Genomic DNA, 13,800 nt, shown 5'->3' on the forward strand with positions numbered 1-13,800 from the left:
TGTCCGGTCCGAGACCTTAGAGGGCTGACGGCCGGAGCGTGGCGGCGATGTCGGTCTCGATGGCCTCGACGGCGGTGATCACGCCGTAGGCCAGCAGGTGGGTGGTGCAGTGGTCGCTGAGGCGGCGGTCACTGGCACGCCATTCCGCGACGTCCTCGTCGGTGAGGGCGTCGGGGGCCAGGCCGGCCAGGATGGCGATCTTCGCGCCCGCCCGGCCCCCGCCCTCCAGCGGGGCCAGGGCCTGGTCCAGCCACGCGCCGGCGGGCACGCGGCGCCCGCGATGGGTGGTGATCGTGGCGGTCACGACATCCGACGCGGCCGGGGAGAGCAGCGCGGCGCCCTGGCCCGCGATCGCGGTCAGCGCGGCGTAGGCGGCGCCGACCGGGGTGCCCTCGGCCCAGGCGGGCTCCTCCAGCGAGGGCAGGCCGTCGAGCAGTGCCAGGGTGGCGCCCGGCTTCAGGTCGCCGGTGGGCTCGCGCAGAACCGGGGCGTCGTCGAACGCGGGCGGGTCCTCGGGGTCCAGGGTGCCGGGGGTCAGGCCCGCGGGCAGCATCGCCGCGGCCACCCGGTTGATGAAATGAGTGAACAGGACCGTGCCGACCAGTTCGGCGGCGGTCTCGCCGGTGAACGGCGGTTCGCCCGGCTCGCGTACGCCGGTGGAGGAAGCCCAGGCAAGCAGCGCGCCGAGCCGTACATCAGCCGGATCTTCACCACGCTGGACGGCGTCGGCGAGCGCGCCCGCCCCCAGGCGGCGGACCACCACCACGAGCGTCTCGATCTCGTACGGCACGCCGTTGGCCAGCGCCGTGCCCAGGGCGGCGACCGCCTTGTCGAGGATCGGTACCGCGCCGGCCAGTTGCGCCTCGCGCATCAGCGACCACCCGGCCGCCATCAGCTCCTCCGACGGCGACAACATCATCACCGCCGGGCCGATGCTGCTGAACTCCCTGTTCACCTGCGCGTACACCTCGGCGACCAGGCCGCGGGCCCGCTCCGGCCGGACAGGGCTGATATGGCGGATGAGGGAAGACATCCCCGACGCTCCTCACGATCGTGCGAGTGGAGCCTCGATCCTCGCCGCCCGGCCGGCGGTGTGTCGTCGCACCGGGGAAGGCATCCGGCGGTGGTAGGGCGGCTACGACGAGGGGCGTAGAAGGACAGCTCTCGCGGTCCACAGCGGGCAGGCTACGTTTCACGCCGGGTGAGCACCAAGGGGACGTCGTCGGTGATGGCGATCGTGTGCTCGGAGTGGGCCGTGCGTGAACCGTCGGCCGAGCGGATGGTCCAGCCGTCGGCGTCGTAGACGATCCGGTCGGTCGTACGCGCGAACCAGGGTTCGAGCGCGAGGGTCAGCCCCGGCCGGAGTATCAGGCCGCGGCCCGCCCGGCCCTTGTTGGGAACGTGGAGCTCCTCGTGCATGGTACGCCCGATGCCGTGGCCGCCGAACTCGGTGTTGACCGGATAGCCGTAGTCGCGCGCCACCGCCCAGACGGCCGCCGAGATGTCACCCAGGCGATTACCCGGACGTGCCGCCTCGATCGCCGCCTCCAGCGCCTCCTCGGTGGCGCGGATGATCCGCAGGTCCTCCTCGGCGGCGGTGCCGACGATGACGGTACGCGCCGAGTCGGCCACCCAGCCGTCGATGCCGACCGCGAGGTCCGCGCTGAGCACGTCCCCGTCGCGCAGCGTGTAGTCGCGGGGCAGGCCGTGCAGGACGGCGTCGTTGACGGACAGGCAGATGACATTGCGGAACGGGCCGCGCCCGAAGGAGGGCGCGTAGTCCCAATAGCACGAGTCCGCCCCGCGCCGTTTGATCATGTCGCGCACGTGGCGTTCCAGGTCCAGCAGGTTGACGCCCACCTCGGCGAGCCGGCCGATCTCGGAGAGCACCTCGGCCACGAAACGCCCGGCCACCCGCATGCGCTCGATCTCGGCAGGCGTCTTCAGTTCAATCACGGAAACCTCGCGTCAAAGTCGGTATTACTATACCGGCACCCTAACACTTGCCGGTATAGTAATACCAACCCTATGCTGGGGGCATGGTCCGCCAACCGCTCACACCTGAGCAGATCGAAGCCGGCCGGCGTCTCGGCACCCTGTTGCGCCGCGCGCGAGCGGGACGCGACCTGGCAGAGGTCGCGGACGTGGCCGGCATCTCGCCGGAAACCCTGCGCAAGATCGAGACCGGACGACTGCCGTCCCCCGGATTCGGCACGATCGTCCGCCTCGGCGAGGCGCTCAACGTGCCGGTTCAGGAGCTGGCGGCCAGCTGGCGCGGCAGCGACGTACCCCTGGAGGCCGTCTCGTAGCCCGTTGACTTTGTCGCAAGGCTTGTCGCACCATGTTGCTACAAAGCTTGCGACAAAGGAGGCGTCGTGACCCGTGACACCGACGAGCTGCGGCTGGCGGGTGAATGGCTTGCCCGGCACGACCTTGCCGGCGCCCGGCCGACCCCGCTGCTGGCCGGCCGGCTGGCGGCTCGCAGACGCGCCCGCCTGGCCACGTACGTCATCCTGGCCGCGCTGATCATCGTGTGCGCTCTCACCGCCACTTCCGCCTTCGGCGGCCTCCAGCCGTATCGCCCGCTGCTGCTGGTGGCCCTGGCCGTGTCGGTGGCCGGGCTATTGCTGGCGCAGTCGCTGCTCGACCGGTGGGTACGACGCGTCGACCAGCGGGCGGGGGCGACGCTGTCGCGCCGGGCCGCCCATCCGATCCAGCCCGGCTGGCGGACCGTGCTCGGCCGGCCGTTCGCCGTCTTCGTGGTCGCCACGTTCGCCGGCGCGATGGCGCTGGCCGCGAGCGCCCTGACCGTTCCCGGCCCCACCGTGCAGTTGGCCGTCGTCGTGCTGATCGGCCTGCTCGGCGCGACGGCCATCACCGCGATGCAGTTGCGCCACCTGCTCAGGTTCCCGGTCGTGGCGGAGGACGAGGAGTCGCTGACCGCCGACGTCATCATGCGCGTCGAGGACGCCCGCGAGCTCACCACGCCGAGCGTGCAGTGGTCGCTGCCGGTGGTGCTGTTCGGCACCGCGCCCGGCTGGTGGGGCGCCGCCGCGTTCGCCTACATCGTCCTGAGCCTGGCCGCGTGCGTCGCGCTCCATGCCAGGACGCCGTCGTGCGCGACGGTGGCCCGGCAGGTCATGATCGTTCGATGATCGTCATCGACGCGACCTCGCCGGTGCCGCCGTTCGAGCAACTGCGGGTCCAGCTCGCCCGGCAGATCCAGGACCGCACGCTGGCCGTGGGCGCCCGGCTGCCGACCATCCGCCACCTCGCGGCCGACCTCGGCCTGGCCGTCAACACGGTCGGCCGGGCCTACCGGGAACTGGAGGAGGCGGGGCTGATCGAGACCCGCGGACGGGCCGGCTCATTCGTGTCGGCCGCCGGCGAGGACGGCCGCGAACGCGCCCGCCAAGCCGCCGCCGACTACGCGGCCGTGATCGCCGGCGTCGGCCTCGACGCGGGCGAGGCGCTCCGCATCGTCCAGGCGGCATTGGCCGCGCGCTGACCGCGGTCCTGATGGTTGGAGCGGGTACGGCGAGCGCGGGCCGGCGGCGCCCGGATCATGATCCACAAAACGTCGTTTCGGAATATTCGCGGAATGATCAACGTTGGAGGATGCGGCCGGCCCCGCTCCAGCGCTGATCAGGCGACGATTTCGCACGCGAATCGATATTGCACATCGAGTGGGGCGCCTGCTTTATGGTGGGGTGCGCCGGAGCGAGATCGATTCAGGAGACCTGTTGCTGTACCAAGTGGTCAAGTTCGCTGCCACCCCCCTCGCGAACGTCATGTGCCGCCCGCACATCTCGGGTGGGTCGAACGTCCCCAGGACGGGCGGTGCCATCCTGGCCGCCAACCACCTGTCGATGATCGACTCCTTCCTGCTGCCCGCGCTGCTGCCCCGCCACGTGACCTTCGCCGCCAAGAGCGAGTACTTCTCCGGCAACCCGGTCTCCCAGTGGTTCATGCGGCTCGGCGGCAGCCTGCCCACCGACCGCGACAGCGCCCACGCCGCGCAGGCCATGCTCGATGCCGCCGCCGACCTCCTGGAGCGCGGCGAACTGTTCGGCATCCACCCCGAGGGCACCCGCTCCCCCGACGGCCGCCTGTACCGGGGCAAGATCGGCGTGGCGTGGCTGGCGCTCAAGACGGGCAAGCCGGTGCTGCCGGTGGCGCTGTCCGGCACCGAGAAGGTCATGCCGGTCGGCGCCAAGGTCCCGCGCCCGGCCAAGATCGGGATCACGATCGGCGAGCCGATGCGCTTCGAGGGCGACTACAAGAGCGCCCGCGACCGGCGCCGCGTGACCGACGACATCATGTCCGCCATCCAGCACCTCTCCGGCCAGGAGTACGTCGCCCGCTACGCCGCCAGCCTCAAAGCCGCGTCGTAGACGACCTCACTATCCTCACAACATTCCGTCACGGCGCCACACCCTTGTCGTGTCCTTCCCTCACGCCGCTCATCCGCTGTGGGATCTCCTCCGTCACGCCGCTCATCCGCTGTGGGATCTTCTCCGTCACGCCGCTCATCCGCTGTGGTGTCGCCTCCGTCACGCCCCCCATCCGTTACGGCAAGCCGCCCCACCCCCACCCGCCGCCGTGCGCGGGCGCCGATCGTGGGGATCGCTTCTCACGTCGGACAAACGCACCGCCGTAACGGCCCACGTGGACCAGCGGCGCTGTGACGACGCGAACGGCCGGGGTGGGATCTCCCGCCCCGGCCGGCCCCCGCATGCTAGGTGTAGTTCTGGACCCGGACGTAGGCCGTGCAGTTGACGGCCGCGACCCGGACGTCGTAGTAACGCGACGGGTCCAGTCCGGTGATCCTGGTGGATCTCGGGACCGGGAACGCCCACCTGCCGCCGAAGTAGCTCTCCCTGTTGGTCGTCCGGTCCGTGTACCAGAACTTCAGGTAGCACGACGCGGAGTTGACCGAGGAGTAGCGCACGTAGAGCCACCCCTCCGGGTTGTGCGGTTCGATGGCGCCGGACTGCGAGCCGGCCTGGTTGACCACGCAGTCGATGATCACGTAGCTGGGGGCGCACCAGCGCCACCCCCAGGGGTCGGCGCTGGCCGGCGCCGGGTTCGCGGTGAACAGGGCCGCGGCCGTCGCGAGCGTCGTCGCGAGCACGACCAGGGTCCGCTTGATGCGTTTGCGCATGTCTCTCCCCGTGCTGTCGAGCAGGTGTGAGCTACCGATCGAGGCCAGCGAAAGGGATCTCCGGGGCGAGCGGCAACGGGCCACGAATTCTCCGCACAAGGCCGCACAAAGGGCCCGGCGCTCCGCCACTATGGGTGCGATGTCGCGCCAGGTTCGCGGAGGATGGCATGCCCGATGGCTTAGATCGTCCCGGCCCCGACCGGGTCACCACCCCCGAGGAACCTCACCCCGACCGGGTCACCACCCCCGACGTTCCCGACCCCGACCGGGTCGCCACCCGAGAGGATCTGGCTCGTGAGCTGACCCTCCTGCGCAACACGGCGCGAAAGACGATCAGGGAGCTCGGCAAGGCCGTCGACGTCCCCTACGGCACGCTGGGCGGATGGTTTCGCGGGGCGAACGTGCCGCTGGCCTCGCAGGCCGACCAATACGAGAAGGTCCTGCTCACCTGCGGCGTCACCGACCCGGAGCAGCGTGAGCGATGGGTGCGGGCGCTGCTGCGCGTACGGCGGGCGCCGGGCCGCCGCTCGGCCGACCAGGCGCCGCCGTACCGGGGACTGGAGTGTTTCCGACCGGAGGACGCCGGCTGGTTCTTCGGGCGGCAGGAGCTGACCAGGCGGCTGGTCGACCAGGTGTCGCCGGGGCTGACCATGGTGGTGGGGCCGTCCGGGTCGGGCAAGTCGTCACTGTTGCGGGCCGGGCTGATCCCGGCCCTGCCGTCATGGGTGCTGCTGAATCCCGGCGAGAGCCCGTACCCGCGAGCGACCGACGGGGTGGTGATCGTCGACCAGTTCGAGGAGATCTTCACGTCGGCCCTCACGGAGGGCGAACGGCGGCGTTTCATCGGCGAGCTCACCGAGCTGGCCGAGGCGGCGCCGGTCGTGGTGGGCATGCGCGCGGACTTCTATCCCCACGCCCTTCGGCACCCGGCGCTCGCCGGCGCGCTGCAGACGCGTCAGCTCGTGGTCGGGCCGATGACCGAGAGCCAGCTGCGCCAGGCCATCGAGGGCCCGGCCCGCCGCGCCCGCCTCGACATCGACACCGGGCTGGTCGAGCTGCTCCTGCGCGAGATCGCCCCGCACGAGGCGGGCACGCTCCCGCTGCTGTCGCACACGCTGCTGGCCACTTGGGAGAACTCCCGCGGCCGCAGGATGACCGTCGAGCACTACCGGGCCGGCGGCGGCCTGCGGGGAGCGGTGGCGGCCACGGCCGAGTCCGTCTACGCCGAGCTGACGCCCGCCGAGCAGGAGCTGGCCAGGCAGGCGTTCCTGCGGCTGACGCACATCGGTACCGACACCGCCGACACGCGCCGCCGCGTCACGCGGGACGAGCTGGCCGACGAGGCGGGGGCGGTGCTGGACCACTTCGTACGGCGCCGCCTGCTGACCGTGGACGCCGACACCGTGCAGATCAGCCACGAGACCCTGTTGTCGGCGTGGCCGAGGCTGCGCTCGTGGATCGACGCCGACCGGGCGGGACTGCGCGTGCTGCGCCAGCTCACCCAGGCCGCCCAGTCGTGGGAGGCGGGCGAACGGGACCCCGGCGCCCTCTACCGGGGCGGACGGCTGGAGGCGGCCAGGGAGTGGGCCGGCGACCCGGTGCGCCGCGCCGAGCTGAACCCGCTGGAGCGGCAGTTCCTCGACGTGAGCCTCCAGCAGCACCGGCGCAGGAACCGCCACCTCTACCAGCTGCTCGCCGCCCTGACCGTGCTCGCCGTCCTGGCGGGCGGGCTGGCCGCGTACTCCCAGTGGAAAAGGGTGGAGGCCGACCAGGCGCGGGACATGGCGATCTCGCGGACCATGACGATGACGGCGGCCCGGCTGCGCGCCACGGACCCCGTGCTCGCCGCCCAGCTCGCGGTGGCCGCCTACCGGCTCGCGCCGACGGTCGAGGCGCGTACCGGCCTGGTGGAGGCGGCCGGCGCGCCCGCGGTCACCCGAATGGTCCGCCCGGGGCGGGCGCTGCAGGCGGTGGCCACCTCACCGTCCGGGCGGCTGCTGGCCGCCGCGGGCGCCGCTGTGACCGACAGCGCGGTCCTGCTGTGGGACCTGTCCGACCCACGCCATCCGGTACGGCTCGGCCCGCCGCTCACCGGGCACACCAGCTCGATCTACGCGGTGGCCTTCAGCCCGGACGGCCGCATCCTGGCCACCGGCGGCAAGGACCGCACCGTCCGGCTGTGGGACGTGTCCGACCCGGAACACGCGAAGCCGCTGGGCACCCCGATCAGCGGCCCGGCCGACACCGTCTACGCGCTGGACTTCAGCCCGGGCGGGCAGGTGCTGGCCATCGGCAGCCGCGACGGCACCATCCGCCTCTGGGACCTGCGCACCTCCACCCTCACTCCCCCGCTCACCACCCCGGCCCCCGCAGAGGACCAGAACACCACCAAGGGCATGAAAGACCCGAAGGGCGCACAAGACCCACAGAGCGCTCAACACGCGGAAGGCGCACGAGGCGCGACACACGCGGAGGGCACGGGAAGCGTGGACGCACCGGAGGGTGCGGTGCGGGCGTTGGCGTTTCGGGCGGATGGGCGGGTGCTGGCGGCGGGGAGCGGGACCGACACCGCGGGGTCGCTGCGGCTGTGGGACACCGTGACCTGAGCGCCGTGCGGCCCGCCGGTCCCCCGCTGCCGCTGCCGAGCAGGGTCAACGCCCTCGCCTACCACGGCACGCTGGTCGCGGTCGGCAGCAACGACGGCTCCGTGCGGCTGTGGGACACCACCCGCCCGGACCGGCCGGAGCCGCGAGGGCGCCCGCTGGTGGCAGAGGTGAGCGTGTGGGTGAACGTGGTCTCGTTCAGTTCCGACGGCCGCCTGCTGGGGGTCGGCAGCGCCGACAACAGCGCGCGGGTGTGGGAGGTGGCCACCGGGCGGGTGGTCGGTCTGCTGCCGCACCCGGAGCCGGTGACCGCCGTGCAGTTCAGGAACGGCGACCGCCTCGTCGTCACCGGCGGCGCCGACGGCGTGGCCCGCGTCTGGGACCTGCCGGGACCGGTGATCGAGGCGAGCGAGCACCCGATCGACAACGTGGCCTTCAGCGGCCGCTCCACCCTGCTGGCCGCCGCCGCTGGTGACCTCAGGCTCTGGGACGTGGCCGGTCGCCGTCCCTCGCCGGTGAGCCCGCCGCTGACCGCGCCGGCGCCGTACGACCGGATGGGCAGCACGGTGGCGATCAGCCCGGACGGCCGCACGCTGGCGGGTGGCACGCGGCTCGGCAACGCCGTACTGCTGTGGGACATCACCGACCCGGCGCGGCCGGTGCGCCGCGCCACGCTGCTCGGCCCCGCGGCGCTCGTGCAGGGTGTGGCGTTCAGTCCCGACGGCGGGCTGCTGGCGGCGGGCAGCGACGACGGCACGGTTCGCCTGTGGGACGCGCGCACGTGGCGGGCGCTGTCCACGCTGAACCCGGGCTCGGGGCAGGTCTTCGCGGTCGCGTTCAGCCCGGACGGGCGGCGGCTGGCGGCGGCGACGCAGGGCGGCGTGGTGGCATTGTGGGACGTACGCGATCCGGCCGCGCCGGGGCGGGCGACGACGCTCCTGACCGCGATGGGCGACGACGTGCGCTCAGTCGCCTTCAGCCACGGCGGCGCCCTGCTGGCCGCCGGCAACGCGTCCGGGGCCATCCGGCTGTGGCGGCTGGGCGATGCGGCCGGTCCCGTGCTCGCGGGCGCGCCGCTGACCGGGCCGGACGGGCGGGTGTTCGCGGTGGCCTTCGACCCGCGCGACGGCATGCTGGCGGTGGGAACCGGGGCGGGCCAGCTGTGGCTCTGGGACATCACCGACCCGGCGGCGCCGCTGCTGCGGGTGGCGGTCAACAGCCCCGGCGAGAGCTACACGGAACTGGCCTTCAGCGCCGACGGCGGCATGCTGGCCAGCGCCGGGGGCGACGTGCGGCTGTGGGAGGTGGATCCGGCACGGATCACGGCCAGGCTCTGCCGGGAGTCGGGGGACGCGATCACCGAGCCGGAGTGGCGCAAGCACGTGACCGGCGTCGCCTTCAGACCACCCTGCCCCGCGTGAAATTCGCGATGTCCGGGCTACACCTCATGCTCGCCGAGCCGTCGCCGCGGAGCGAGGTCCACAAGGCGGGCGCACGGGCCGAGCGCCGCACGCCATGGCGGGGCCGTGTGGGGTGAGGGCTGTTCATCTTCTGGTCCAGGTGGGCTGGGCGACGTCGAAGACGCGCAGTTCACGGCCGCGCAGGCATACCTCGGCGAACTGCCACAGGATCGCCCCCGTCGGCGCGTGCACGAGGATCGCGGGTCCCAGCGGCATCTGCAGCAGGGGCCCGCGCCAGCGCGGCACACCGGGGGCCAGCAGCCGGTCCAGCGGCACCTCGTGCACGGAGGCGACCTCCCGCGGGTCGGGTACGGCCCGCTGATCGCCCCCGAACGCCACCACCGGAGTGATCACGAACCCGGAGTCGGTGACGAAGTCGTCCAGCAGCCCCGCCACCCGCACCCCGGTGATCCCGGTCTCCTCGGCCAGTTCGCGCAGCGCCCCCCGCACGGGCTCCTCGCCGTCGTCCAGCCGCCCGCCCGGCAGCGCCCACTGCCCCGCGTTGCGCCCGCGCGGCGCACGCTTGATCAGGATCAGGTACGGCTCGCGCCCCTCCAGCACGCACACCGTCACCGCCGCCCCACGCAACCCCTCGGCCGGCGGCGCCGCCCGGCGCTCAAACCCGTCCAGATTCGCCCGAACCTCAGCCTCTAACGCCTCGAACACCGGCCCAGGATCTCACCCCGCCCCGGCTCAGGAGGCGGCGGGCCGTACCGGAAAGGCGAGGGAGAGCTGGTGGAAGGCGCGCCCGGCGGCGGCCACCGCCTCGGGGTGGATCTCGTCGGCGGCGCGCCCGCGGGAGAGTTCCAGCCACGTACGGCGGGCCAGCACCCGCTGCGCGGCCGGCACCTGGGCGGCCAGCAGCGCCGCGGACAGCTCGTCGTAGTGCCCGGCCAGGGCGTCGGCGAGGGCGCTCTCGTCGGCGGCGACGTACACGGCCACGCGGGCGGCAAGGCTGGGCGTCTCGAAGACCATGCGGTGGAAGGCGAGCACCGCGGGGTGGTCGTTGAGCCCGGTGACCGGGTCGCGGCGGGCCAGCCCCGCCAGGAAGTGGTCCCGCAGGGCGGACAGCGGGTCGCCGTCCGCGGCGCGCACGACGCGGGCGGCCTCGCCCTGGTGGTCGGCGATGCGGTGGACGACGAGGTCCTCCTTGGTGGCGAAGTACTTGAAGAGCGTGGGTTTGGAGACGTCCGCGGCGGCGGCCACCTCGGCCACGGACACCTCGTCGAAGCCCCGCTCCAGGAACAGCGTGATGGCCGCCGCCGAGATCGCCTCGTGTACCTGCTGCCGCTTGCGCCGGCGTAGTCCCGTCATACCATCATGTTAACCTGGTAAATAACTTAACCGAGTTAAAGGAGTTGGATGAGCACGCTGGACCAGGAGCGTGACTACGTCGAGACGTGCCGCGCGGGGCTGCGGCGCATGCTGGCGGGGGCGCGCGAGAACGTCGTCATCGGCGAGAGCGTGGCCGGCGACCGCTACAGCGCCGAACGGCTGGGCCGCCACCTGAAGAGCCTGGCCAAGGAGCTCAGTGAGGAGCCCGACGGGCCGCCGTTCTTCGGGCGGCTGGCGTTCGGCCAGGGCGAGCACCGCGATCGCTCCTACTACATCGGCCGCCGTCACATCCCCGGCGAGCACGGCGGCGTGCCGCTGGTCATCGACTGGCGGGCGCCGGTCTCGCGCGCCTTCTACCGGGCCGGCGCCCGCGACCCGCAGGGCGTGGCGACCCGGCGCCGCTACGGGTGGTCGGGACTGCGGCTGACCGGGTTCGAGGACGAGGACCTGGGCCGGGGCGAGCAGGGCGGCAGCGCGATCCTGACCGCCGAGATCGAACGGCCGCGCGTGGGCCCGATGCGCGACATCGTGGCCACCATCCAGCCCGAGCAGGACGACCTGGTGCGGGTGGGGGTGGGCGAGTCGGTGTGCGTGCAGGGCGCGCCCGGCACCGGGAAGACGGCGGTGGGGCTGCACCGGGCGGCGTACCTGCTGTACGCGCACCGGGCGCGACTGGAGCGCTCGGGCGTGCTGGTGCTGGGACCCAACCGGGCCTTCATCGGCTACATCTCCGCCGTGCTGCCCGCGCTGGGCGAGGTGGAGGTGGAGCAGACGACGCTGGAGGAACTGCTGGGCGGCGCCGAGGTCGGGGCCACCGACCCGGCGCCCGCGGCGGCGGTCAAGCACGACGCGCGGATGGCCGAGGTGCTGCGCCGGGCGCTGTACGGGCGGATCGCCAGGCCCGTCGAACCGGTCGTGGTGAGCGACGGGGCGGCGCGGTGGCGGGTGTACGAGGACGAGCTGCGGCGGATCGTGGACGACACGCGGCGCGAGAGCCTGCCGTACCTGACGGGGCGCGAACGCGTGCGCTCGCGGATCATGGCGCGCGTCGTCCGCCAGGCCGAGCTGCGCGGGCACCTCGTCAACCCGGCCTGGACGAAGCGGATGGGCCGGCAGGTCACGCCGTTCCTGGACGCGGTCTGGCCGGCGCCGAAGCCCGAGCAGGTGCTGGCCGACCTGCTCACTGATCCCGCGAAGGCGGCCGGCGGCGTCCTGGAGGAGCACGAGATCGAGGCGATCACCTGGGCGCGGCCGCCGCGCTCGTACAGGAGCGCCCGCTGGTCGGCCGCCGACGCGGTGCTGCTGGACGAGCTGGCCGGGCTGCTGGAGCGGCCCGCGGGCTTCGGGCACGTGATCGTCGACGAGGCGCAGGACCTGTCGCCGATGCAGTGCCGCGCCATCGCCCGGCGCAGCGAGCACGGCTCGCTGACCGTCCTCGGCGACCTGGCCCAGGCCACCACGCCGTGGGCGGCGCGCGCGTGGGCCGCCCAGCTCGCCGCGCTCGGCAAGCCGGCGGCGCGCACGGTCGAGCTCACCACCGGCTTCCGCGTCCCGGCGGCGGTCGTGGAGCTGGCCAACCGGCTGCTGGCCGCCCTGGAGGCCGACGTGCCGCCGACCCGCTCCTTCCGCCGTGACGGTGCGCTGAGCGTGCGCGAGGCCGCCGACCTGCCGGCGGCGGTCGTGGCGGCGGTGCGGCGGGCGCTGGAGCTGGAGGGCTCGATCGGGGTGATCGCCGCCGATCCGGCCGTGGACGGGCTGCGCGCGGCGCTGTGGGACGCCGGCCTGGACGCCACCCTCGTCGAGCCCGGGACCGGCGGCGACACGGCGTTCCGGGTCAGCCTGGTGCCCGCCTCGGCGGCCAAGGGGCTGGAGTACGACCACGTGATCGTCGCCGAGCCCGCCGAGATCGCCGAGGCCGAGGCGCGCGGGCTCAACCGGCTGTACGTGGCGCTGACGCGGGCCGTCTCCCGGCTGGACGTGCTGCACGCCCGTCCGCTGCCCGGCCCTCTGAGCACCGCAGACTCGACAGGACGTGCGGCTTCGGTGTGAGATGAATCCTAGACAGGCACGACTTTCGGGGGTCCACACCTAGGGAGAAGTCCTATGACCACACCAGACGATCCGAACGCCCGGCCGCAGTGGTCACCACCGCCCGAGCAGCCGGGGCCCGCTCCTCCCTATGACCAGCCGTACGGCCAGCCCGGTCACGGATCCCCGCCCAAGAGCGGCTCGGGCGTCCAGATCCTGTCGATCATCGGGTTCGTGTTCGCGGCGATCGCGCTGCTGTTCATCCCGATCCTGTTCGGCCTCATCGGCATCGTGCTCGGCATCGTCGGCCACACCCGGGGCGAGTCGCTCGGCAAGTGGGCAGCGGTCGCCTCCGGCGTCACCATGATCCTCGGTATGCTCATCGGATTCCTGGTGGTCCGGAGCATGAGCGCTTGACCTTGTCGTAGCGTCAAGGTCTTTCATAGAGGTATGCGGATAGGAGAACTCGCCGCCCTGGCCGGCGTGTCGACCAGGGCGGTGCGCCACTACCATCACCTCGGCCTGCTGCCGGAGCCCGAACGGCGGGCCAACGGCTATCGCCTCTACACCCTGCGCGACGCCGTCACCCTGTCGCGCATCCGGCGGCTGTCGGAGCTGGGCCTGTCGCTGGAGGAGATCCGCGACGTACTGGCCGACCAGCAGGGCCGCGAGCTGCGCGAGGTGCTGACCGAGCTCGACGCCGACCTGGAGAGGCAGGAGGCCGAGATCAGGGAACGGCGCGCCCGCCTGGCCACCCTGCTGGAGCAGGAGAATCCGCAACCCGACGACGCCCTCTCCCCCGAGATGGCGCGCATCCTCGGCCGGCTGCCCCAGGGCGGCGGCGGGATGGCCGAGCGCGACCGCGAGTTCCTGGCGCTTCTGGACACCTCGATGCCCGCCGATCAGCGGGCCGACTTCGTGGACCCCGTCCTGGCCCTGCCGGAGACCGACCCGGAGTTCCACGCCCAGGTCATGCAGGTCTACGCCGAGCTCGACGCGTTCGCCGACATCGTCCCCGACGAGGACGACCCGCGGGTGGAGGAGCTGGCCTGGCGGCTGATCGAGCTGACGCCGCGCGAGCTGATCCCCGAGGGCAGCCTGCCGATACCCGGTGAGGAGGACCCGTTCGTGCGGGCCTTCTTCGCCGACCTGAGCCCCGGGCAGGCGGTCGTCATCCGCCGCGTCATGAAGCTGCTGAGCAAGCCGTGAG

General features: G+C 72.9%; 14 protein-coding genes. 9 read left to right on the forward strand and 5 right to left on the reverse strand.

Translation table 11 applies throughout. From position 1 onward, the window contains the following. Window positions 1-16 precede the first annotated feature (16 nt). Together ACFWY5_RS41610 and map are read right to left on the reverse strand one after the other, a co-directional pair. Complete coding sequence (locus tag ACFWY5_RS41610) at window positions 17-1,033, reverse strand: hypothetical protein (RefSeq protein ID WP_379638138.1); 1,017 nt, start codon at window positions 1,031-1,033, stop codon at window positions 17-19. A gap of 152 nt (window positions 1,034-1,185) precedes the next feature. After that, window positions 1,186-1,956 (reverse strand): type I methionyl aminopeptidase, encoded by a 771-nt coding sequence (gene map, locus ACFWY5_RS41615; protein WP_379624312.1) that lies wholly within the window; start codon window positions 1,954-1,956, stop codon window positions 1,186-1,188. An 83-nt stretch (window positions 1,957-2,039) separates the two neighbouring features. On the opposite strand from map, the gene ACFWY5_RS41620 reads away from it, so the two are divergent. The 4 genes from ACFWY5_RS41620 (at window position 2,040) to ACFWY5_RS41635 (ending at window position 4,394) form a co-directional block, all read left to right on the forward strand. Further along, window positions 2,040-2,309 (forward strand): helix-turn-helix transcriptional regulator, encoded by a 270-nt coding sequence (locus ACFWY5_RS41620; RefSeq protein ID WP_379624310.1) that lies wholly within the window; start codon window positions 2,040-2,042, stop codon window positions 2,307-2,309. Window positions 2,310-2,375: 66 nt separating this feature from the next. Continuing rightward, window positions 2,376-3,155 carry a hypothetical protein gene (locus ACFWY5_RS41625; RefSeq protein WP_379638139.1) on the forward strand — a complete coding sequence of 260 codons (780 nt, stop codon included), beginning with the start codon at window positions 2,376-2,378 and terminating at the stop codon, window positions 3,153-3,155. Then, window positions 3,152-3,508: a GntR family transcriptional regulator gene (locus ACFWY5_RS41630; protein ID WP_379624306.1), complete on the forward strand. Its 357-nt coding sequence runs from the start codon at window positions 3,152-3,154 to the stop codon at window positions 3,506-3,508. The genes ACFWY5_RS41625 and ACFWY5_RS41630 overlap by 4 nt, the downstream gene beginning before the upstream one ends. 235 nt (window positions 3,509-3,743) lie before the next feature. Continuing rightward, window positions 3,744-4,394, forward strand: coding sequence for a lysophospholipid acyltransferase family protein (locus ACFWY5_RS41635; RefSeq protein ID WP_379624304.1), 651 nt, complete (start codon window positions 3,744-3,746; stop codon window positions 4,392-4,394). 344 nt (window positions 4,395-4,738) lie between these two features. Here ACFWY5_RS41635 and ACFWY5_RS41640 read toward each other — a convergent pair whose 3' ends face one another. After that, window positions 4,739-5,164: a hypothetical protein gene (locus tag ACFWY5_RS41640; protein ID WP_379624302.1), complete on the reverse strand. Its 426-nt coding sequence runs from the start codon at window positions 5,162-5,164 to the stop codon at window positions 4,739-4,741. Between the two features lie 167 nt (window positions 5,165-5,331). On the opposite strand from ACFWY5_RS41640, the gene ACFWY5_RS41645 reads away from it, so the two are divergent. Beyond that, window positions 5,332-7,770 (forward strand): hypothetical protein, encoded by a 2,439-nt coding sequence (locus tag ACFWY5_RS41645; protein ID WP_379638140.1) that lies wholly within the window; start codon window positions 5,332-5,334, stop codon window positions 7,768-7,770. Continuing rightward, window positions 7,752-9,188, forward strand: a complete 1,437-nt coding sequence (locus ACFWY5_RS41650) for a WD40 repeat domain-containing protein (protein WP_379638141.1) — start codon at window positions 7,752-7,754, stop codon at window positions 9,186-9,188. The genes ACFWY5_RS41645 and ACFWY5_RS41650 overlap by 19 nt, the downstream gene beginning before the upstream one ends. A 123-nt stretch (window positions 9,189-9,311) precedes the next feature. On the opposite strand, the gene ACFWY5_RS41655 is transcribed toward ACFWY5_RS41650, so the two are convergent. Both ACFWY5_RS41655 and ACFWY5_RS41660 read right to left on the reverse strand, forming a co-directional pair. Next, a complete protein-coding gene (locus ACFWY5_RS41655) occupies window positions 9,312-9,893 on the reverse strand; it encodes an NUDIX hydrolase (RefSeq protein WP_379638142.1) in 582 nt (193 codons plus the stop codon). A gap of 27 nt (window positions 9,894-9,920) precedes the next feature. Next, window positions 9,921-10,541, reverse strand: coding sequence for a TetR family transcriptional regulator (locus ACFWY5_RS41660; RefSeq protein ID WP_379638143.1), 621 nt, complete (start codon window positions 10,539-10,541; stop codon window positions 9,921-9,923). A gap of 48 nt (window positions 10,542-10,589) precedes the next feature. On the opposite strand from ACFWY5_RS41660, the gene ACFWY5_RS41665 reads away from it, so the two are divergent. The 3 genes from ACFWY5_RS41665 to ACFWY5_RS41675 are packed head-to-tail and all read left to right on the forward strand — an operon-like array spanning window position 10,590 to window position 13,799. Next, window positions 10,590-12,611 carry a HelD family protein gene (locus ACFWY5_RS41665; protein WP_379638144.1) on the forward strand — a complete coding sequence of 674 codons (2,022 nt, stop codon included), beginning with the start codon at window positions 10,590-10,592 and terminating at the stop codon, window positions 12,609-12,611. A 54-nt stretch (window positions 12,612-12,665) separates the two neighbouring features. Further along, window positions 12,666-13,007 carry a hypothetical protein gene (locus ACFWY5_RS41670; protein ID WP_379624292.1) on the forward strand — a complete coding sequence of 114 codons (342 nt, stop codon included), beginning with the start codon at window positions 12,666-12,668 and terminating at the stop codon, window positions 13,005-13,007. Between the two features lie 33 nt (window positions 13,008-13,040). Next, window positions 13,041-13,799: a MerR family transcriptional regulator gene (locus tag ACFWY5_RS41675; RefSeq protein WP_379638145.1), complete on the forward strand. Its 759-nt coding sequence runs from the start codon at window positions 13,041-13,043 to the stop codon at window positions 13,797-13,799. Window position 13,800: the final 1 nt, after the last annotated feature.

The organism is Nonomuraea sp. NPDC059007, from assembly GCF_042740555.1.
Taxonomy (GTDB): Bacteria; Actinomycetota; Actinomycetes; order Streptosporangiales; family Streptosporangiaceae; genus Nonomuraea.